General features: G+C 70.4%; 20 protein-coding genes. 5 read left to right on the top strand and 15 right to left on the bottom strand.

Going from position 1 to position 19,147, the window contains the following annotated elements; translation table 11 throughout:
- Positions 1–80: 80 nt before the first annotated feature.
- The 4 genes from E6O51_RS00800 to E6O51_RS00785 are packed head-to-tail and all read left to right on the top strand — an operon-like array spanning position 81 to position 4,296.
- Positions 81–1,808, top strand: a complete 1,728-nt coding sequence (locus tag E6O51_RS00800; protein ID WP_136383064.1) for a fumarate reductase/succinate dehydrogenase flavoprotein subunit — start codon at positions 81–83, stop codon at positions 1,806–1,808.
- Positions 1,809–1,821: 13 nt separating this feature from the next.
- Positions 1,822–2,055, top strand: coding sequence for a 4Fe-4S dicluster domain-containing protein (locus E6O51_RS00795; RefSeq protein ID WP_136383063.1), 234 nt, complete (start codon positions 1,822–1,824; stop codon positions 2,053–2,055).
- Positions 2,056–2,062: 7 nt separating this feature from the next.
- On the top strand, positions 2,063–3,028 hold the full coding sequence (locus E6O51_RS00790; protein ID WP_136383062.1) for a HEAT repeat domain-containing protein: 966 nt from the start codon (positions 2,063–2,065) through the stop codon (positions 3,026–3,028).
- A gap of 5 nt (positions 3,029–3,033) precedes the next feature.
- A complete protein-coding gene (locus E6O51_RS00785) occupies positions 3,034–4,296 on the top strand; it encodes a 4Fe-4S binding protein (RefSeq protein ID WP_211091287.1) in 1,263 nt (420 codons plus the stop codon).
- A 93-nt stretch (positions 4,297–4,389) separates the two neighbouring features.
- Here E6O51_RS00785 and E6O51_RS00780 read toward each other — a convergent pair whose 3' ends face one another.
- The 15 genes from E6O51_RS00780 to E6O51_RS00710 all read right to left on the bottom strand — a co-directional run bounded on the left by E6O51_RS00780 (position 4,390) and on the right by E6O51_RS00710 (position 18,025).
- A complete protein-coding gene (locus E6O51_RS00780) occupies positions 4,390–5,064 on the bottom strand; it encodes a helix-turn-helix domain-containing protein (protein WP_211091286.1) in 675 nt (224 codons plus the stop codon).
- Positions 5,061–6,011, bottom strand: a complete 951-nt coding sequence (gene epsC, locus E6O51_RS00775) for a serine O-acetyltransferase EpsC (protein WP_136383061.1) — start codon at positions 6,009–6,011, stop codon at positions 5,061–5,063. Before epsC ends, E6O51_RS00780 begins: the two co-directional genes overlap by 4 nt.
- 3 nt (positions 6,012–6,014) lie before the next feature.
- Positions 6,015–6,809, bottom strand: coding sequence for a MetQ/NlpA family ABC transporter substrate-binding protein (locus E6O51_RS00770; protein ID WP_136383060.1), 795 nt, complete (start codon positions 6,807–6,809; stop codon positions 6,015–6,017).
- A gap of 34 nt (positions 6,810–6,843) precedes the next feature.
- Positions 6,844–7,395, bottom strand: coding sequence for a cupin domain-containing protein (locus E6O51_RS00765; RefSeq protein ID WP_136383059.1), 552 nt, complete (start codon positions 7,393–7,395; stop codon positions 6,844–6,846).
- A 10-nt stretch (positions 7,396–7,405) separates the two neighbouring features.
- The gene (locus E6O51_RS00760) at positions 7,406–8,206 is read right to left on the bottom strand and encodes a MetQ/NlpA family ABC transporter substrate-binding protein (protein WP_136383058.1); all 801 of its coding nucleotides are present in this window, start codon (positions 8,204–8,206) and stop codon (positions 7,406–7,408) included.
- A gap of 37 nt (positions 8,207–8,243) precedes the next feature.
- Positions 8,244–8,897, bottom strand: coding sequence for a methionine ABC transporter permease (locus E6O51_RS00755; RefSeq protein ID WP_136383057.1), 654 nt, complete (start codon positions 8,895–8,897; stop codon positions 8,244–8,246).
- Entirely contained in the window at positions 8,894–10,123 is a 1,230-nt protein-coding gene (locus E6O51_RS00750) for a methionine ABC transporter ATP-binding protein (protein WP_230976659.1), read from the bottom strand. The genes E6O51_RS00755 and E6O51_RS00750 overlap by 4 nt, the downstream gene beginning before the upstream one ends.
- 202 nt (positions 10,124–10,325) lie before the next feature.
- Complete coding sequence (locus E6O51_RS00745; RefSeq protein WP_136383056.1) at positions 10,326–10,904, bottom strand: phasin family protein; 579 nt, start codon at positions 10,902–10,904, stop codon at positions 10,326–10,328.
- 101 nt (positions 10,905–11,005) lie between these two features.
- Positions 11,006–12,169 carry a homoserine O-acetyltransferase MetX gene (gene metX, locus E6O51_RS00740; RefSeq protein ID WP_136383055.1) on the bottom strand — a complete coding sequence of 388 codons (1,164 nt, stop codon included), beginning with the start codon at positions 12,167–12,169 and terminating at the stop codon, positions 11,006–11,008.
- On the bottom strand, positions 12,166–13,494 hold the full coding sequence (locus E6O51_RS00735; protein WP_136383054.1) for an O-acetylhomoserine aminocarboxypropyltransferase/cysteine synthase family protein: 1,329 nt from the start codon (positions 13,492–13,494) through the stop codon (positions 12,166–12,168). The genes metX and E6O51_RS00735 overlap by 4 nt, the downstream gene beginning before the upstream one ends.
- Before the next feature lie 230 nt (positions 13,495–13,724).
- Positions 13,725–14,717, bottom strand: coding sequence for a cysteine synthase A (cysK, locus tag E6O51_RS00730; RefSeq protein WP_136383053.1), 993 nt, complete (start codon positions 14,715–14,717; stop codon positions 13,725–13,727).
- A 53-nt stretch (positions 14,718–14,770) separates the two neighbouring features.
- Positions 14,771–15,277: a rhodanese-like domain-containing protein gene (locus tag E6O51_RS00725; RefSeq protein ID WP_136383052.1), complete on the bottom strand. Its 507-nt coding sequence runs from the start codon at positions 15,275–15,277 to the stop codon at positions 14,771–14,773.
- Positions 15,278–15,469: 192 nt separating this feature from the next.
- Positions 15,470–16,264 carry a CoA-transferase subunit beta gene (locus E6O51_RS00720; protein WP_136383051.1) on the bottom strand — a complete coding sequence of 265 codons (795 nt, stop codon included), beginning with the start codon at positions 16,262–16,264 and terminating at the stop codon, positions 15,470–15,472.
- Complete coding sequence (locus E6O51_RS00715; protein WP_230976658.1) at positions 16,261–17,316, bottom strand: CoA transferase subunit A; 1,056 nt, start codon at positions 17,314–17,316, stop codon at positions 16,261–16,263. Before E6O51_RS00715 ends, E6O51_RS00720 begins: the two co-directional genes overlap by 4 nt.
- Positions 17,317–17,398: 82 nt before the next feature.
- Positions 17,399–18,025, bottom strand: a complete 627-nt coding sequence (locus E6O51_RS00710; protein ID WP_136383050.1) for an RBBP9/YdeN family alpha/beta hydrolase — start codon at positions 18,023–18,025, stop codon at positions 17,399–17,401.
- 196 nt (positions 18,026–18,221) lie between these two features.
- On the opposite strand from E6O51_RS00710, the gene E6O51_RS00705 reads away from it, so the two are divergent.
- On the top strand, positions 18,222–19,037 hold the full coding sequence (locus E6O51_RS00705) for an EAL domain-containing protein (protein ID WP_168735138.1): 816 nt from the start codon (positions 18,222–18,224) through the stop codon (positions 19,035–19,037).
- Positions 19,038–19,147: the final 110 nt, after the last annotated feature.

Raw genomic sequence — 19,147 nt, 5'->3', positions numbered from 1 at the left:
CCCGTTCGCCCTTCGACAGGCTCAGCCCGAACGGACTTGGGTTGTCGGATCCATAACATCCCCACCGGAACCACAGAAACATGGAAACACGCCACATCGACGCCGACATCCTCGTGATCGGCGGCGGCACCGCCGGCCCCATCGCGGCCATCAAGGCCAAGGCGAAGAACCCGCAGCTCAAGGTGCTGCTGCTGGACAAGGCCAACGTCAAGCGTGCCGGCGCCATCGCCGAGGGCATGGACAGCGTCAACAACGCCATCGTCCCCGGCTACGCCACGCCGGAGCAGTACGTCAAGGAAATCACCATCGCCAACGACGGCATCGTGAACCAGGCCGCCATCAACGCCTACGCGGTGCGCAGCTACGCCATGATCCGCGAGCTGGACGAGTGGGGCGTGAAGTTCGAGAAGGATGAAACCGGCGACTACGCGGTCAAGAAGGTGCACCACCTGGGCGCCTACGTGCTGCCCATGCCGGAGGGCTACGACGTCAAGAAGGTGATCTTCCGCCAGTTGCGCAAGCACGGCGTGCAGGTCTCCAACCGGCTGGTCACCACGCGCCTGCTGGTGGGCGAGGGGGGGCGAGCGGCCGGTGCGATGGCGCTGGATTCGCGCAGCGGCGAATTCGCCGTCATCCGCGCCAGGGCCGTGGTGTTATGTACCGGCGCCGCCGGGCGGCTGGGGCTGCCCAGTTCCGGTTATCTCTTCGGCACCTACGAGAACCCCACCAACGCCGGCGACGGCTACAGCATGGCCTACCACGCCGGCGCGGAGCTCTCCGGCCTGGAGTGTTTCCAGATCAACCCGCTGATCAAGGACTACAACGGCCCGGCCTGCGCCTACGTCACCGGCCCGTTCGGCGGCTACACGGTCAATGCGAAGGGCGAGCGCTTCATCAAGAGCGACTACTGGAGCGGGCAGATGATGCTGGAATTCTGGCGTGAGCTGGAAGGCGGCAACGGCCCGGTGTTCCTCAAGCTCGACCACCTCGCCGACGAGACGGTGACCCGCATCGAGAACGTCCTCCACGTCACCGAGCGCCCCACGCGCGGGCGCTTCCACGAGGGGCGCGGCACGGACTACCGCAGCGACCTGGTGGAGATGCACATCTCCGAGATCGGCCTGTGCGGCGGCCACAGCGCTTCCGGGGTGTGGGTGGACGAGCACGCGCGCACCACGGTGCCGGGCCTGTACGCCGCGGGCGACCTGTGCAACGTGGCCCACAACTACATGCTGGGCGCCATGGTGTACGGCCAGATCGCCGGCGAGGACGCGGTGGATTTCATCGCCGGCAGGGACTTTGCCGCCTTCGACGCGGCCCAGGTCGAGCGCGAGCGGGAGCGGGTGTTCGCACCCCTGCTGCGCGAGGACGGCCTCGCGCCCACCCAGGTGGAGTACAAGCTGAGGCGCATGGTCAACGACTACCTGCAGCCGCCCAAGGTGACGCGCAAGATGGAGATCGGCCTGCAGCGCTTCGCCGAGATCCGCGCCGACCTTGGCCGCCTGAAGGCGAACAATCCCCACGAGCTGATGCGCGCCATGGAGGTGTACGCCATCCTCGACTGCGCCGAACTGGCCGCCGCGGCCTCCCTGTACCGCACCGAGAGCCGCTGGGGTCTGTACCACTATCGCGTCGAATACGAGGGGCGCAACGACGCCGACTGGTTCGCCTTCGTGCAGGTGAGGAAGGGCGCCGACGGGCGGCCCGAATGCTTCAAGCGCGAGGTCCCGCCCTACCTCTACCCCATCGATGCAGCCGAGCGCGACGCCTACGACCGCCTGCGCTTCGAGCAACCCGCAACCGTTTGAGCGAGAATTCCGCATGTCCGTCATCGTGAATCAAAGCGTCGTCTCGGTGATCGTCGATCACGACAAGTGCATCGCCGGCAAGGGCTGCCGGGTGTGCATCGACGTCTGTCCCACCGACATCCTCGCCCTCGACCCCCAGGACGGCAAAGTGAAGATGGTGTACGACGAATGCTGGTACTGCCTGCCCTGCGAGCACGACTGCCCGACCAAGGCCATCCACGTCGAAATCCCCTACCTGCTGCGTTGAGGCGGGCATGAGGCGATTCGAAGATCATCCGCAGCTCGGCGGGCTGGTGGCGCTGCTGGCCCACGAGGACGCCGAAGTGCGCCGCATCGGCCTGCTGCAGGCCGCCGAACTGGCGGACGAGGGCGACGTGGCAGTGTTCGTCCGCGCCAGCCGCGATACCGACCCGGGAGTGCGCCTGGAGGCGCTGCGTGCGCTGGAAGGCACGGCTGCACCCGACGGCGTGGCGGCGCTGCTCGCCGGGCTGGACGACGCCGATGCCGAGGTGCGCGAGGCGGCTGCGGCGTCATTGGGGGAAATCCGTGACCCGTCCGCCGGCGCCGCCCTCGCCGCCGCCTTCGCCACGGCCCGTTCGCCGGCGCGTGGGGCCATCCTCGCCGCCCTGCGCAAGCTGCGCCTGCCCGCGGCGCTGCCGCTGGCGCTGGAAGCCCTGGCCGATCCGGCCCCGGATACCCGCCGGCAGGCGGTGGGCGTGCTGGCCTGGCTGCGCGATCCCACCGCTTTGCCGGTGCTGGCCGAGGCCCTGCGCGACCCGGCCGCCGTGGTGCGGCGCGCGGCCGCTGGTGCGCTGGGCTATGCCGGCGAGGCCGGCGGGGCGGACGTGTTGCCGGCGCTGCTCGCCGCCCTCGCCGACGAGGACTGGCAGGTGCGCGAGGAGGCCGCCGAGACCCTGCGCAAGCTGGGCAGCGCGCGCGCGGCCGACGGCCTGATCGCCGCCCTCGCAAGTGACTCCTTCTGGCAGGTGCGCCTGAAGGCCGCCGCCGCGTTGGGCGAACTGAAGGCGCCCGCCGCGCTGCCCGCGCTCGTCGAGGCGCTGGGCCACCCCATCGGCAACCTGCGCAAGGAAGCGGCTGCCGCGCTGGGACGCATCGGCTGTGCGGACGCGGCGCCGGCCCTGCGCGTGGCGCTGGACGATGCCGACGTGGACGTGCGCAAGGTGGCCGCCCACGCCCTCACCCTGCTGCAGGGCGCGTGAGGGGGATGGACGCCGCCGCTGCGTCTCGCGTGCAGGGCCTGTTGCAGGCCGCCGGCGACGCCCTGCGCCGCCGCCAGGACATCGTGCGCGCGGTGCAGTGGGGCTTCGTCGCCCTCTACCTGTTCCTGCTCCTGGCGCCGCTGCTGCGGCCCCTCGCGCCGGCCCACGGGGCGCTCTTCGCGCGCATCGCCGGGTGGGCCGAGGCGCTGTTCTGGGGCTTCTGGTGGCCGGCGGTGATCCTCGGCATGATGCTGTTCGGCCAGTTCTGGTGCGGGGTGCTGTGCCCGGACGGGGCGGTGACCGAGTTCGCCAGCCGGCACGGCCGGGGGCTGAAGATTCCGCCCTGGATGCGCCGCGCGGCGCTGCCGCTGGTGCTGTTCGCGCTGATCGTGCTGTACGAACATCTGAGCGGCGCGCGCCACAGCCACGGGGGCACGCTGCTGGTGCTGGGCACGGTATCGCTGGCGGCCCTGCTCACCGGCCTGCTGTACGGGCGCGGCAAGCGGGTGTGGTGCCGCTACCTGTGCCCCACGGCGAGCATCTTCTCCATGCTGGCGCGCTGCGCGGTGCTGCATTTCAAGGTGGACCGGCAAGCCTGGGACGCCGCCCCGCGTCCGCTGCCCGGCGCGGTGGACTGCCCGCTGCTGCTGGACGTGCGCCGGCTCAGGTCCAACGAGAAATGCAGCATGTGCGGGCGCTGCAGCGGCCACCGCGACGCGGTGCGGCTGGCCCTGCGCGCGCCGGGCCACGAACTTGCCACGCTGGGCGACGACGAGGTACGGGTCTGGGAGGCGGCCGGCATCCTGTTCGTGCTGATCGGCCTGTTCTACGGCGCCATGCACTGGCAGGGCAGCGTCTGGCACGGCTGGCTGTCCGGTCTCGTGACCGGCGTGCCGGCCGGGCTGCTCGCCATCCTGGGTGCCGCCGGTGCGCTGGGGGGGAGCATCGCCCTGCTGTTGCTCGGCGCGGCGCGCGGGCGCGGTCTTCCGGCCTGCAAGCTCGCCTACGCGCTGATCCCCCTCGGCGGCGCGGGGCTGATGCTGGGCGCCATGGAGCACTCCTTCGCCATCCTGCAGCGTGAAGGCGTGGCGTTGGGCGCCGCGCAGTTGTATGGGCTGCGCGCCGCGGTGCTGGCGCTGGCGGCAGCGTGGAGCGGGGCGATCGGGCTGCGCCTGTGCGCGGCCGGCGGTCTCGCGCGGGTGCCCTGCCTGGCGGCGGTGCTGGCGCTGGCCGGCGCCTATCTGCTGGCGCCGGTCGCGCTGGGTTGAAATTTCCGGTAGGAGCGGCCTTGGCCGCGATGCGGCCTACGGGAAAAACGACTGCCGCATCGCGGCCAAGGCCGCTCCTACAGGGGCGTCCGTTCAGCCTTCGGCGCGCGGGAAGGTCTTCACCAGGTAGAGCAGGGCGTCGCTGTCCGCCAGGTTGCGGAAGCGGTGCGCGGCGTCGGCGGTAAACTGGATGGCGTCGCCGGTGGCCAGCGTGTACTCCTCGTCGCCGACCGCCACCGTGATGGAGCCGTGCACCACCACCAGGTTGGCCCGCGTACCGGGCGGACACGCGGCCAGGCGCTCTTCGGCCAGGCGCGCGAGGCGCAGTTCGAAGAATTCCGTGCGCGTGGGCTGGTGGGCGGCGAAGAGCGCCCGGGTGCTGACCTGGCCGCGGGCGGACAGCTCGACCCGCGTTTCGGCCGCGCGCAGCACCACGTTGCCGGGTTCGCGCTGGGCGCCGAGGAAGCTGGTGACGGGCACTTCCAGCGCGCGGGCGACCTTGTACAGCACGGTGATGGACGGCACGCTGCGGCCCAGTTCCACCTGGCCGAGCATGGCGCGGCTGACGCCGGACAGCCTGGACAGGGCATCGAGGGAGAGCTGGTGCTGGGTGCGCAGGCGGCGCAGGTTGGTGCCGACCGCCTGGGCGATTTCGGCATCCGGGTCGCCCGCCGTTGCCGTCTGCGGCGCGCTGCGCCGGAATACCGGCGTGGGCGGTGCCGCAGCGTTGAGGGTGGCCGCGATGCTGGGTTCGCCGAGCATGTTCATGGATTGGGCACCTCGTGCTGGGAGTGAGCCTGGGTCACGTTGCTGCCGGGCGGCACGCTGCGGGTGAGCCAGACGTTGCCGCCGATGGACGAGCCGCGGCCGATGGTGATGCGCCCGAGGATGGTGGCGCCGGCGTAGATCACCACGTCGTCCTCGACGATGGGATGGCGGGGCTGCCCCTTTTCCAGCCCGCCATCGGCGCCGACCGGGAAGCGCTTGGCGCCCAGGGTCACGGCCTGGTAGATGCGCACGCGCTCGCCGATGACCGCGGTCTCGCCGATCACCACGCCGGTGCCGTGATCGATGAAGAAGCTGTTGCCGATGGTCGCGCCCGGATGGATGTCGATGCCGGTTTCCGAATGGGCGATCTCGGCGATGATGCGCGCCACCAGTGGCGCGCCCAGGGTGTACAGGGTGTGCGCGATGCGGTGGTGGATGATGGCGAGCAGGCCCGGATAGCACAGCACTACTTCATCCACGGTGCGCGCCGCGGGGTCGCCGCGGAAGGCGGCCTCCACGTCCGTGTCGAGCTGTTCGCGGATGCCGGGCAGGGCGTCGGCGAAGTGCTGCAGGATGCGGCCGGCCTGGACGTCCGGGTCGTCACCGGCGTTGCCGTTGTGGCGCGCGGTGTTGTGCAGTTCCAGGCGCACCTCGTGGAGCAGCCCGTACAGGGCGGCGTCCAGGGTGTGGCCCACGTAGTAGTCCTCGCTTTCCTGGCGCAGGTCGGCCGGCCCCAGGCGCATGGGGAAGAGCGCCCCGCTGAGCTTGAGCGCGACGTCGCGCAGGGCATCGCGGGAGGGGAATTCCCGTCCGCCCCACAAGCGGTCGCGTTGCTGGCCTTCGCGCCAGCGTCCGCGGATCGCGCGCAGGCGGGTGACGATGCGGTCCACGTTCCAGTACACGGTGGGCTCGTCCTTGTCCGGGCGTTTGTGCAGGGGTGCGTTCATGGCTTACCAGGCAGTGACGATGGAGTTCTGGAACTCGCGCTCGACGAAGGCCTTCACCTCCGGAGTGTGGTAGGCGCGCACCAGTTTCGCCACCGCGGGCTTGTCCTTGTCCCTGGCGCGCACGGCGATCACGTTGGCGTAGGGCGAATCCGGGCTTTCCAGCGCGATGGCGTCGCGGGTGGGCACGAGCCCGGCCGGGATGGCGTAGTTGGTATTGACCGTGGCGGCATCCACCTCGTCGAGCACGCGCGGCAGTTGGGCGGCGTCCAGCTCGACGATGCGCAGCTTCCTGGGGTTGTCCACGATGTCCACCGGCGAAGCCTTCAGGCCGGCACCCGCCTTGAGCTTGATGACGCCGTTGGCTTCGAGCAGCAGCAGCGAGCGGCCGCCGTTGGTGGGGTCGTTGGGGATGGCGACGCGCGCGCCCTGGGGCAGGTCGGCCAGCTTCCTGTACTTTTTCGAGTACAGGCCGATGGGGAAGATGATGGTCTTGGCCACCGAGACCAGGTCGTAGCCCCGGTCCGCGTTGGTGTTGTCCAGGTAGGGCTGGTGCTGGTAGCTGTTGGCGTCCAGGTCACCGGCCGCCAGGGCGGCATTGGGCTGCACGTAGTCGGAGAATTCGACGATGCGGATCTCCAGCCCATCGCGCGCGGCCACGCGCTTGACCACCTCCAGGACCTGGGCGTGCGGGCCGGCGGTGACGCCGACCTTGAGCGTTTCGCCGGCCAGGGCCGGGGTGTGGACGAGGGCCAGGCTCGCGGCGGCGGCCAGCGTGGCCAGGGCGGTTCTGCGCTGCATGGGGGCGTTTCCTTGTCGTTGTACGTCGCGGGGTTCAGGCCGGCACCAGGGCCGGATCGATGCGGTGCACGGAAGGGATGGCGACCCATTCCTGCTGGGTGGCGAAGTAGCGCACCGCCTTCAGGCGCGGGTCGGCGCCCAGGGTGAACCAGTGCTCCGCGCCCCGCGGCACGTTGAGGTAGTCGCCGGCCTTGACCTCCAGCAGGCTCTGGCTGCCGTCGGTTGCGACGAAGCCGAAATAGCCGGTGCCCGTGAGGATGTAGCGCACTTCGTCGTCCGGGTGGCTGTGGATGCTGGCGAATTTGCGGCGCAACTCGTCCAGCCCCGGCAGGTGGGCGTGGAACTCCGCCAGGTCGCGGGCGGTGTAGCTGTCCCGCGGCAGCCATCCGGCCACGTGGGCGTCGATGGCGGCGAGCAGGGCGGCCTGACCCGCCGCGTCCAGTTGGTCGTGGCCGAGCAGGGCGTCGATCTCGCCGCCGCCGGGCAGCGGCAGGTGGCGCAGTTGCGCGCCGAGTCCGGCCACCGCGGCGGCGACCGCGGCGCGGTCCCGTTCCTCGGTGCCGTCGGGGAAGATCAGGCGGGCCATGGCGGTCTCCTTACCAGGATGCGGTGTAGGCGCCCTTGAACTGCTCGTTGACGAAGGTCTTGACCTCGGGCGAGCGGTACAGGCGCACGAAGCGGGCGAGCGTGGCCGAACCCTTGTCGGCCTCGCGGGCGGCGATGACGATCTGGGCGAAGGGGATGGGGCTGTCCGCGCGTTCCAGCGCCAGCGCGTCGCGGCTGGGGACCAGCCCGGCGGGCACGGCGTAGTTGCTATTGACCGCGGCGGCGTCCAGGTCCTCCAGGGAGCGCGGCAGTTGCGCCGCTTCCAGTTCCACGATGCGCAGCTTCTTCGGGTTCTCGGCGATGTCCAGCGGCGTGGCGCGGGCGCCCACGCCGGCCTTCAGGCGGATCAGGCCCTGGTCTTCCAGCAGCAGCAGGCCGCGGGCGCCGTTGGAGGGATCGTTGGGGATGCCGACGCGGGCACCGGAGGGCAGGTCGGCCAGTTTCTTCACCTTGCGCGAATAGATGCCGAACTGCTGGCGCACGGCGTCGCCGATGACCGCCAGCTTGTAGCCCCGGTCGCGGATCTGGGCGTCCAGGAAGGGTTTGTGCTGGAACACGTTCACGTCCAGTTCGCCGGCGTTGAGCGCTGCGTTGGGCTGGACGTAGTCGGAGAATTCGACGATCTGCAGCTTGAGGCCATCCCGTTCGGCGACCTTCTTCACGGCTTCCAGGATCTGGGCGTGGGGGCCGGCGGTGACGCCGACGCGCAGCGGCTTGTCGTCGGCGGCCGCGAGCGGGGCGGCGAGCGCGGTGGCGAGGGTGACCAGGGCGAGGCGGGCAAAGTGCTTCATTTCGTGGACGGTCCTGTGTGGAGGAATGGGAAGGAAATCAGCGATGGTCCAGTCGGCGCGCGAGGCGGTCGCCGGCGGACTGGATGGCCTGCACCAGCAGGATCAGCACGACCACCACGGCGGCCATCACTTCCGGCAGGAAGCGCTGGTAGCCGTAGCGGATGCCCAGGTCGCCCAGGCCGCCGCCGCCCACCGCGCCGGCCATGGCGGAGTGGCCGATGAGGCTGACGATGGTGATGGTGAGCGCCGAGACGATGCCGGGCAGGGCCTCGGGCAGCAGCACCTTGCGCACGATCTGCCCCGGCGTGGCGCCCATGGCCAGCAGGGCTTCGATCAGGCCGCGGTCCACCTCGCGCAGGGCGGCTTCCACCAGGCGGGCGATGAAGGGCGTGGCGGCGATGGACAGGGGCACGATGGCCGCCGTGGTGCCGATGGAGGTGCCCGCCACCCAGCGCGTGAAGGGGATGATGGCCACCAGAAGGATGATGAAGGGGGTGGAGCGCACCGCGTTGGCGACCGCGCCGAGTACGCGGTTGAACGCCACGTTCTGCAGCAGTGCCCCCCGGTCGGTGATCACCAGCAGGATGCCCAGCGGCAGGCCGAAGAGCGTGCCGACCAGGCCCGAGATGCCCACCATCCACAGGGTTTCCACCAGCGACTGGCCGAGCAGGTCGAGCATCTCCGGACTCATGCCGCAATTTCCTCGATGCGCACGCCGCGGGTGGTGAGCCAGGCGGCCGCGTCCGCCAGATCGGCCTCGCTGCCGTGCAGGGCCGCCACCAGCGAGCCGAAGGGCACGCCGCGCACCTCGTCGATGTAGCCGTGCAGCAGGTGGGCGCGCACGGAGAAGAGGGAAGACAGTTCGGCCAGCAGCGGCGCATCCACCGCCTCGCCCCGCAGGGACAGGCGCCACAGGGCGCCCCGGCTGCCCCAGCCGCGGGCCAGCGCCGCGACGCGCTCATGCACGCCGGGCGGGATGTCGTCGCCGATCACCTCCCGCAGCAGGGTGCGGGTGAGTGTCTCCCGCGGCGCGGTGAACACGTCGGCCACGTCGCCGGCTTCCACGATGCGCCCGTCTTCCAGCACCGCCACCCGGTGGGCCACCGCCTTGATGACCTGCATCTGGTGGGTGATGAGCACGATGGTGAGATTGAGGCGGCGGTTGATGTCCGCCAGCAGTTCCAGGATGGACTGGGTGGTTTCCGGGTCCAGGGCCGAGGTGGCTTCGTCGCACAGCAGCACGCGGGGCTCGTTGGCCAGCGCCCGGGCGATGCCCACGCGCTGCTTCTGCCCGCCGCTGATCTGCGCCGGGTAGCGGTCGCGCTGGGCGGTGAGGCCGACCAGTTCCAGCAGTTCGTCCACCCGCGCACTGACGCGCGCCCGCGGCACGCCGGCCAGCTCCAGGGGCAGGGCGATGTTGTCCGCCACGGTGCGGGAGGCGAGCAGGTTGAAGTGTTGGAAGATCATGCCGATGCGCCGCCGCACCGCGCGCAGGGCCGGCGCGGGCAGGGCGGTGAGTTCCTCGCCGTCCAGCAGCACGCTGCCCGCGGAGGGGCGCTCCAGCAGATTCAGCACGCGCAGCAGCGTGCTCTTGCCGGCGCCGCTGCGGCCGATGACGCCGAACACCTCGCCTTCGCGGATGTCCAGGTCGATGCCGTCCAGGGCCGTGACCGTGCCGTGCTTGCCGGGAAAGGTCTTGCCGACGCCCTGCAGCCGGAACAGGGCCGGGGCGGCAGTCGGCGTGGCGGGTGCGGGAAAGCGCAGGATGTCCGTGGCCGGAGCGTCGTGGGCCGCCGCATGGGTCACGAGGTCGCCCTGGGCCAGTTCGCCGTAGCGGGCGAGCGCCTCATGGCAGAAACGCAGGAATCCGCCGTCGGGGCGGCTGCCGGCTTGGGACGCTGGGGTGGCCGTGAGCATGTCGGTTCGCAAGGGAGGGGACGGTTCGGGGGGCGACGGACGCCACCCCACGCATGCGGCACACGATAGCCGCTGGCCGCCGCCCGGCGAACCAACAAAAATTCACAAGGAATTCAGTTGCCGCGCATAGGACGGACGCGGCTCCGCGTAAACGGACGACGGGAACGCCGGGGGCGTTCCCGTCCGGGGCAGGAGGCCGGTATCAGGCGACCTTGCGGCTCGACGAGCGGGACGAAGAGGAGCCGGACGAAGAACCCGACGAACTCTTGATCGCCGCCTGGGAAGCCGCCGCCACGTTGGCGTCGGCGATCTCGGCCACCTTGCGGCTGGCCTGGCTGATGTTGTCCAGCGTGCTGCGGGTGGCGGACAGGGCCGACTTCACCGCGGCGATGCCGTGCTCGGAACCGGAGGGAGCGTGGCGCGCCGCCTGGTCGAGCAGGCCGGAGAGGGACTTGCTGATCTCGCTCAGCAGGCTTTCGCCGTGACGGCCGAGTTCCTGCTGGGTGCGGGAGGCGATCTCGTACAGGCCCTGGGACCAGGACACCAGATGCTCGATGCCGGGCTGCGCCAGCGCCGGGGCCGAGGACCAGTAGGCGGACGCGTCGCCGGATTCGGACAGGCCGCGGACGCTGGACAGGCTGTGTTCGAAGAGGCTGCGGGCGGTCTGCAGGTGCAGGCCGAGGGACTGCTCGGCGGCCTTCAGCACGGAACTGCCGATGGCTTCGAGGCTTTCCAGGGACTGGCGGCCGATGGCGCTGAAGTGTTCGTTGCTGGAAGACATGAGGAACTCTCCGAGGGTTGGGTGACGGCGGCGTCGGTTGCGGCGCGACCCACGGCTTGAGTATCGGCGCCCCGTCGCGCCTCGTGAAATATGACTTTCTGCTATCGATTGCAGGCGTTCGCGGAGCGTGCCGAAGGCCGGCCGTGGACGGCGGGCAGGGCGTGCCGGCGGGCGGGTGCGGGAAAGGCACGGGGGGCGTGGCGTTCCTTGAATTCGCGCAGGGTGCGCTGGAAGTTCGCCGCGTCGATCAGGAAGCCGTCGTGGCCGTGCTGCGAATCGATGGTCAGCAGCTCGGCGCGGGGGATCAGGCGCACCAGCTCGAACTGGTCGGCCGGCACGTAGAGGGCGTCGCTGGCGATGGAACCCACCAGCACCGGCTGGCGGATGCCCCGCAGCACGGTTTCGTAGTCGCCCCGGCCGCGGGCGAGGTCGTGGCTGTCCATGGCGTCGATCAGCATGCGGTAGGTGTGGGCATCGAAGCGCTCCACCAGGGCCTTGCCGTGGTGGCGCAGCCAGCCCCGTGCCGCCAGTTCGCCGGGCGAGTGGGCGCGGTCGCCGAAGGCCTCGGCGCCGCTGGCGCGGCCGAAACGGCTGGCGAGCGAAGCCGGGCTGCGGTAGCTCACCATGGCCATGGCGCGGGCCGCGGCCAGACCGGCGTGGGGCGGATCGGCCGGGTCGTAGTGGCCGTCGCGGTACTTGGGGTCGGTGGCCAGGGCCTGGCGCTGGGCCTCGCTCCACACCGCGCACCAGGCCGAATGGCGGCCGCTGGCCGCGATCGTGGCCACCGCATCGACCCGCTCCGGGTCCAGCAATGCCCATTCGAGGGCCTGCAGGCCGCCCATGGAGCCGCCCAGCACCAGCGCGATGCGGCGGATGCCCAGCGCGTCGGCGAGCGCGATCTGGGCGCGCACCTGGTCGCGGACGGTGAGCGCGGGAAAGCGCCCGCCCCAGGGCCGGCCATCCGGCGCGGGGGAAGTGGGGCCGGTGCTGCCGTAGCAGCCGCCCAGCACGTTGCTGCAGACGATGAAGTCGCGCTGCGGATCGAGCACCCGGCCGGGGCCGAAGAGCGGCGCCCACCAGTTGTCGGCATCGGCCGAGCCGGTGAGGGCGTGGCAGACCACGACGGCGTTGTCGCCCGCGGGCGCTAGCCGCCCCCAACTGCGCCAGGCGATTTCCAGGCCGGGCAGGGAGACGCCGGATTCGAGCAAAAACGGCTGGTCCAGGACCAGCCGCCGGGTCTCCCTGGAGAGCGGGAAGCCCGTCATGCAGCGGCTTCCAGCCCGGCGCGCCGCAGCGCGTGGTCGAAGTCTTCCTTGATGTCCTCGATGTGCTCGATGCCCACCGACACCCGTACCAGGTCCGGGCGCACGCCGGCGCTCTTCTGTTCCGCCTCGGAGAGCTGCTGGTGGGTGGTGGAGGCCGGGTGGATGACCAGCGTCTTGGCGTCGCCCACGTTGGCCAGATGGCTGGCCAGCTCCACGCCGTCGATGAAGCGCTGGGCCGCGTTGGCGCCGCCCTTGATGCCGAAGTTGAGCACGGCGCCGAAGCCGTTGCGCAGGTACTTTTTTGCCAGCGCGTGGTAGGGGCTGTCTTCCAGGCCGTTGTACTCCACCCACGCCACCTGCGGATGGGCCTTGAGCCAGCGCGCCAGTTCCAGCGCGTTGTCCGCATGGCGCTGCACGCGCAGGGACAGGGTCTCCAGCCCCTGCAGGAACTGGAAGGCGTTGAACGGCGACAGGCTGGGTCCGATGTCGCGCAGCCCTTCCACGCGGGCGCGGATGGCGAAGGCGATGTTGCCGAACGGACCCTGCGGCCCGAACACTTCCCAGAACTTGAGGCCGTGGTAGCCGGGCGCCGGGTCGGTGAACAGGGGGAACTTGCCGTTGCCCCAGTCGAACTTGCCGGAATCCACGATGACTCCGCCGATGGAGGTGCCGTGTCCGCCGATCCACTTGGTGGCCGACTGCACCACGATGTCCGCGCCGTGGTCGATGGGGCGGGCGATGTAGCCGGCCGCGCCGAAGGTGTTGTCCACGATCAGCGGAATGCCCGCGTCGTGGGCGATCTTGGCGAGCGCGTCGAAGTCCGGGACGTTGAAGCGCGGGTTGCCGATGGTCTCGACGTAGATGGCCTTGGTCTTGTCGTCGATGGCGCGGCGGAAGTCCTCCGGGTTGTCGCCGTCCACGAACTTCACCGAAATCCCCAGGCGCGGCAGCGCGACCTTGAACTGGTTGTAGGTGCCGCCATACACGTAGCTGGTGGACACGATGTTGTCCCCGGCCTGGGCGATGGTGGTGATGGCCAGGAACTGCGCCGCCTGCCCCGAACTGGTAGCCACCGCCGCCGCACCGCCTTCGAGCGCGGCGATGCGCTGCTCGAACACGTCCGTGGTGGGGTTCATGATGCGGGTGTAGATGTTGCCGAACTCCTTCAGCGCAAACAGGCGCGCGCCGTGGTCGGCGTCGTTGAAGGTGTAGGACGTGGTCTGGTAGATCGGCACCGCGCGGGCATTGGTGCCCGGCGCGGGACTCTGGCCGGCATGGACCTGCAGGGTTTCGTAGCGGTACTTGCGCGGCGTCGTCTCGCTCATGGTGGGATTCCTTTCGTTGTGGACGTGGCGGTAAACAGTCGGGCAACGATAGCAACCGGGTGCGGGGCGACGAACCAAGAAAAACGGCATTGCATATCAGCAATGCCGGGCTGGAGGGGATGTGGGAGCGGGCTCGCCCGCGATGGCGGCCTTCGCTTTCCCCCGGGCGGATCGCGGGAAACAAAAAACCGGCACGAGGCCGGTTTTTCGCGGGGCTGGATAGGGCCGGTTCAGATCGTCACCGGCTCGCCCACCGGCAGGCCCGAGGCGTCGAAGATGCCTTCGAACAGCACCGAGCTGAGGTAGCGTTCGCCCGAATCGGGCAGGATCACCACCAGGGTCTTGCCGGCGTTTTCCGGCTTTTGCGCCAGGCGGGCGGCCACGGCCACGGCGGCGCCGCTGGAGATGCCGGAGAGGATGCCTTCCTCGCGGGCGAGGCGGCGGGCGTAGGCCACGGCGTCTTCGTTGCTGACCTGCTCGACGGCGTCCACCAGGGACAGGTCCAGCACGTCCGGCACGAAGCCGGCGCCGATGCCCTGGATCTTGTGCGGGCCGGGCTTGAGCTGTTCGCCGGCGAGCTTCTGGGTGAGGATGGGGCTGGCGGTGGGTTCCACGGCCACGGAGAACAGGGGCTTGCCGCGGGTCTTTTCGAAATAGCGCGACACGCCGGTGATGGTGCCGCCGGTGCCGACGCCCGAGACCAGGATGTCCACCTTGCCGTCGGTGTCGTCCCAGATTTCCGGGCCGGTGGTGGTTTCATGGACGGCCGGGTTGGCGGGGTTCTTGAATTGCTGCAGCAGCACGTACTTGGAGTCGGAGGCGGCGATTTCCTCGGCCTTGGCGACGGCGCCGCTCATGCCCTTGGGGCCTTCGGTGAGCACCAGCTTGGCGCCGTAGGCGACCAGCAGCTTGCGGCGCTCCAGGCTCATGGTTTCCGGCATGGTCAGCGTCAGCGGAATGCCCTTGGCGGCGGCCACGAAGGCGAGCGCGATGCCGGTGTTGCCGCTGGTGGGCTCCACGATTTCCTTGCCCGGGCCGAGCAGGCCGCGCTGTTCGGCGTCGGCGATGAGGGAGTAGCCGATGCGGTCCTTGACCGAGTAGGCCGGGTTGCGGCCTTCGATCTTGGCGAGCACGGTGGCGTTGGCGCCATCGAGGATGCGGTTGAGTTTGATCAGCGGCGTGCGGCCGATGGACAGGGCGTTGTCGTCGTACCTGTTGGACATGGGGGTTTCCTCTCGGGCGGGGGTGGTCGGGTGAAGGATGGCGGGCGGGGCGTTCAGCCCTGCACCCACGGCAGGCCGCGCTGCTGCCAGCCGTTGGCGCGTTCGATGGCGCGGTCGCCCTCGAAACCTTCCAGCACGTTGAAAACCAGGCTGTAGCCCGCCTCGGTCGCGGCGCGCGCGGCGGCCACCGAGCGCTTGCCGCTGCGACACAGCAGCAGTACCGGTTCGTCGCGGGCGGCGAGGTCGGCGAGTTGGTCGAGGAAGTAGACGTTGCGTTCCATGCGTTCGCCGATCAGCCAGGGCAGATGCCGGGCGCCTTCCACGCGTCCCACCACCTTCAGTTCTTCGGCGGTGCGCACGTCGATCAGCAAGGCGCCGCCGCTCTGGTGCAGGGCCAAGGCTTCGGCGGGGGTGACGTTGCCGGCGTAGCCCAGGCCGGACACGGTGGCGGCGTGGCGGGCGCCTTCCAGCACCGGGTTGAGTTCCGCAACCGGGCCGGCGCCGTGAGCGGCGGCGGGAATGCGGGAGGGAGCGGCGAGCGGGGCAGCGGCGATCGGCATGGTGTCCTCCTGTGTGGGGTGCCGGCCGTCCGCCCCCGCACGAAGGACGGGGCTTGCGCTCGATTCTGCTTACGCGGCGGAACGGCCGTTGCGTTCAACCATAACGGCGTGCCGTCCCCGTGCGAAGCAAGATTTGACGCTAAGAATAGTAATGAAAGTGATATGGTTTTTGGGGCTTAGACCTTCCGGGCCTTAGCTCTTGCGCCGCAGCATGCCGGTTTCGTCCACCCGGCGCAGGGCGGCCAGTTCCGCCGCGCTGGGCGGCGGAATCTGTCCGGCGTGGGGAAAGACCTGCAGATCCCAGCCGGTGGCGGCGCGGATTTCGTCGGCGCTGGAGAAGGCGAACCAGCCGTCCAGCCAGAATTCCCGCGTTTCCGGGTGGGGGCGCAGGATGCCCAGGGTGGTGACGATGGCGCCCGGCCCGCCGCCGACGAAGCCCCAGCGCTCGCGCGCGTCGCCGCCGTCGAGGTAGCCGGGTGAGGAGACGTAGTCCACCCGCTCGACGAAGCGCTTCTTCTCGTGGCTGACCATGATCACCGTGCGCTTCGCGCCGCTGGCGATCTCGTTGGCGCCGCCGCTGCCGGTGAGGCGGGTGCGGGGCGGGCGGTAGGGCTCCGGGCGCTCGCCCCAGATGCCGGTGGTGTTGACGTTGCCGTAGCGGTCCACCTGGGCGGCGCCGATCAGGCCGAAGTCGCAGCGCCCCGAGGCGACCAGAAAGCCGAGGGCGTCCAGTCCGCTGGTGAAGCTGGTGGCGTTGACGGCCAGGCGGTTGCATTCGATGCCCCAGGGCATGCCGCCCACCGGGGTGGCGCCGAAGACGCCGCCTTCGGTGATGGCGCGCACGTTGGGGGCGTGGTGGGCCTTGGCGAAGTAGCCGGCGAGGAGCGACAGGCCGACGCCGAAGATCGCCAGTTCGCCGTCGCGCACCTCGCGCCCGGCGGCGACGGCCATCATTTCCTGCTGGGTGTAGTCGAGGGCCGCGCTCATGCCGGCACCCCTTCCGCCTGCCCGGCGGACGCGCTGGCGGCATTGGCCGCGGTGAGTGCTTCGACACGCTCGGGGGGCAGGAACCACTGGCGGTAGGGGTCGAGCAGGAAAGCGGTGGCGGTGTCGGCTAGGCGGCGGGCGTTGTCGTCGCCGATCAGGGCCAGGTAGGCGGACAGGTCTTCGTAGCTGTATACGTAATCGGCCAGATAGCGTTCGGTGCCCTCGGCGGTGGCCAGCGCCTCGTTCATCAGCTTCATGTGCGCCTCGTCGGCGTCATGCACGCCGGGCGAGGCCGCGGGCCAGGCGGAGAACGGCCACCACACCACGGCCTCGACGACCACGTCGGGGATGCGCACCAGGTTGGGAAACTGGCGCATGCAGTCGGTATCCACGATGTGGTCGGCCACCAGCACCACGCGGCGGGCGGCGCGGGACAGTTCGAAGCGGCTCCATTCGCTGCCGATGACGATGCCGTTGCCGCGCGGGTCGGCCAGGGTGACGTGGATGGCGGCCAGGTCCGGGCGCAGGGGCGAGAGGGCGCCGATCTCGCGCCCCCCGAAGGGATCGCGCACGGCGGGAATCTTGCTGCGCGCCGGCACCTCGTCGGGGGCGAAGGCGCTGACGGCCTGGATGTCCGAGCCGATGCACGAGGTGGTCGGCACGAAGGGCCAGTTCAGCGCGCCGCCGAGGAAGCGCAGCGGCATGGCCAGGTTGGAGTAGTCCTCCAGCAGCAGTTGGCCGCTTTCCACTGCGCGCCGCAGGCCGTTGGCGAAGCCGAAGCCTTCCAGCCCGGAGAAGCCGCATTCCAGCCGGTCCAGCGCGCCGGCAGCGGCGAGCAGGTTGGTCTGCTGCGTGTTGCAGTGGAACACCGCATGCAGTCCACGCCGCCCCTGGCGCAGCAGTTCGCGGCCGAAGGCGATGGCGTCGGCGCCTACCGGCAGGCCGGCGCCGCCGGCGTACTGCATGCCGTCGAAGGCGTAGCGGCGCACGGCGGTGGGGAGGTCGATGAGGCGGTTGTCCGCGGGCAGGGGCGGGAGGTGGGGCTCGGTCACGATGGGGAGAGGTGGGGAGAAGGCAGGCGCGCCGGTCCGCCTCCCGGCGCGGGGCCAGGGGGCGCCGGGGCGCGGATGGGGATTACAGGGGGGCGAATCGTTGCCGGATGCCCGGCAGGCCGGTCTTGAAGTCCTGGGTGCGATACCGGTTCGGCGAAGCGGGGCGACGGCCGGCGGCGACACCCGCCGGGCGCAGGATGGTGGCGACCAGCGACTCGTACAGCTCGAAGCCTTCGGGCCAGGGGCCGAAGCCGGAATCCACGTTGATGTGGCCCCGGGCGCCCACGTTGATGAAGCGGCTCGCCCAGCGGCCGGCCCAGTGGCGGGCGGTGGCCAGGGACACCCAGGGATCGTCGGTGCTGGCCACGACGATGCTGGGGAAGCCGAGATGGCCGGAGGGCAGCAGGTGGCCCACGCCGAACTTGCGCGGATCGGCCGGTGCCACCAGCAGCGCGCCGGCGATGCGGTCGGGCTGCTCGGCCGCCGCGGCCACGCTGGCCAGACAGCCGAAGCTGTGCGCCACCAGCACCACGCGGCCGACGGAACCGTCGATGCGGGCCAGCACGCGGTCGCGCCAGCGCGCCAGTTCGGCGGTGCTCCAGTCTTCCTGTTCCACGCGGCGGGCTTCGGGCAGCAGGGTCTCGAACCAGCTCTGCCAGTGCGTCGGGCCGCTGCCGTTCAGCCCCGGTACGATCAAGGTGCTCAGCATGCTCGCTGCTCCCGATGGATGTTCCGCGAGTATCGTCAGGGCGGGCTCCGCTGCGAAGGAAGAAATTCTGCTTTGCTTATCCGTCGCGGTGTGCTCGGCTGCCGAAATCCTTTGCAGTATTTCCTGTTTGGGCGGACGTGCGCCAATGGCTAGACTTTGCAGCGTCAACGGAAATACGCATGGCATGGGGTGTGCGATGAATACTCGCGCGGGCAACAACAAGACGACCGACCGCTTCGACTGGCTGCCGCTGGACTGGCAGCCGGGGCAATCGCTGCGCCGCCATGAGTCGGGCGTGGTCCTGGGGCGCTTCCTGGGTGCGGAGCTGTCCAGCGTCTATCAACCCATCATCGACGTGGCGAGCGGGCAAGCCATCGGCTACGAGGCCTTCGTGCGCTGCCATGCCGGCGGCGAGGCCGCGCTGTCGCCGTGGAACCTGTTTTCCCTGGTCGCCGACGACGCGACCCTGGTGGGCCTCGACCGCCTGTGCCGCACCCTGCACGTGCTCAACGACCTGCGCACGGAGGAGGACGAACTGCTCTTCCTCAACGTCCATGGGCGGTTGCTCGCCGCCGTGAGCGAGGATCACGGCGCCGCCTTCCGCCGCGTGCTGGACGTGCTGCAGGTGCGTTCGGGCAACGTCGTCATCGAGACGCCCGAAGTGGCCTGCCGCGACCTGCGCCTGTTGTCCTTCGTGCACGCCAACTACCGCATCAACGGCTTTCGCGTCGCGGCCAACGTGGCCTCGCTGGCGGATGCGGAGGCGGTGTTGGGCCAGATGCGCCCCAACTTCATCAAGATCGACGTGCGCTACCTGCGCAACGGGGACGAACGCGGACGCCTGGTGGAACTGGCCGCTGTCCACGGTACGAGCGTGGTGTTCACCCGGGTCGCGCAGGGGGAACTGCTGGACGAGCTGAGGGCGGCCACGGGTGTGCTGGCGCAGGGCCACGCCATCGCCGAGGCCGCGCCGCCGCGGCGGGAGTCCATCCGCCAGTTCCGCGCCGCCTGAAGGGCCAATACTGTTTAGATAAGCTAGCCGTGCTGCGGGTGTCGCTGTGCACCCTCCCCCCTTGCGGGGGAGGGCCGGGGAGAGGGGGCGCCCCGCAGGGGCGGCGGCGC

It is taken from the genome of Pseudothauera rhizosphaerae (assembly GCF_004801305.1).
Lineage (GTDB): Bacteria > Pseudomonadota > Gammaproteobacteria > Burkholderiales > Rhodocyclaceae > Pseudothauera > Pseudothauera rhizosphaerae.
Note: the sequence above shows the minus strand (reverse complement) of the source record. Positions and strands in the feature narration are given on the sequence as shown.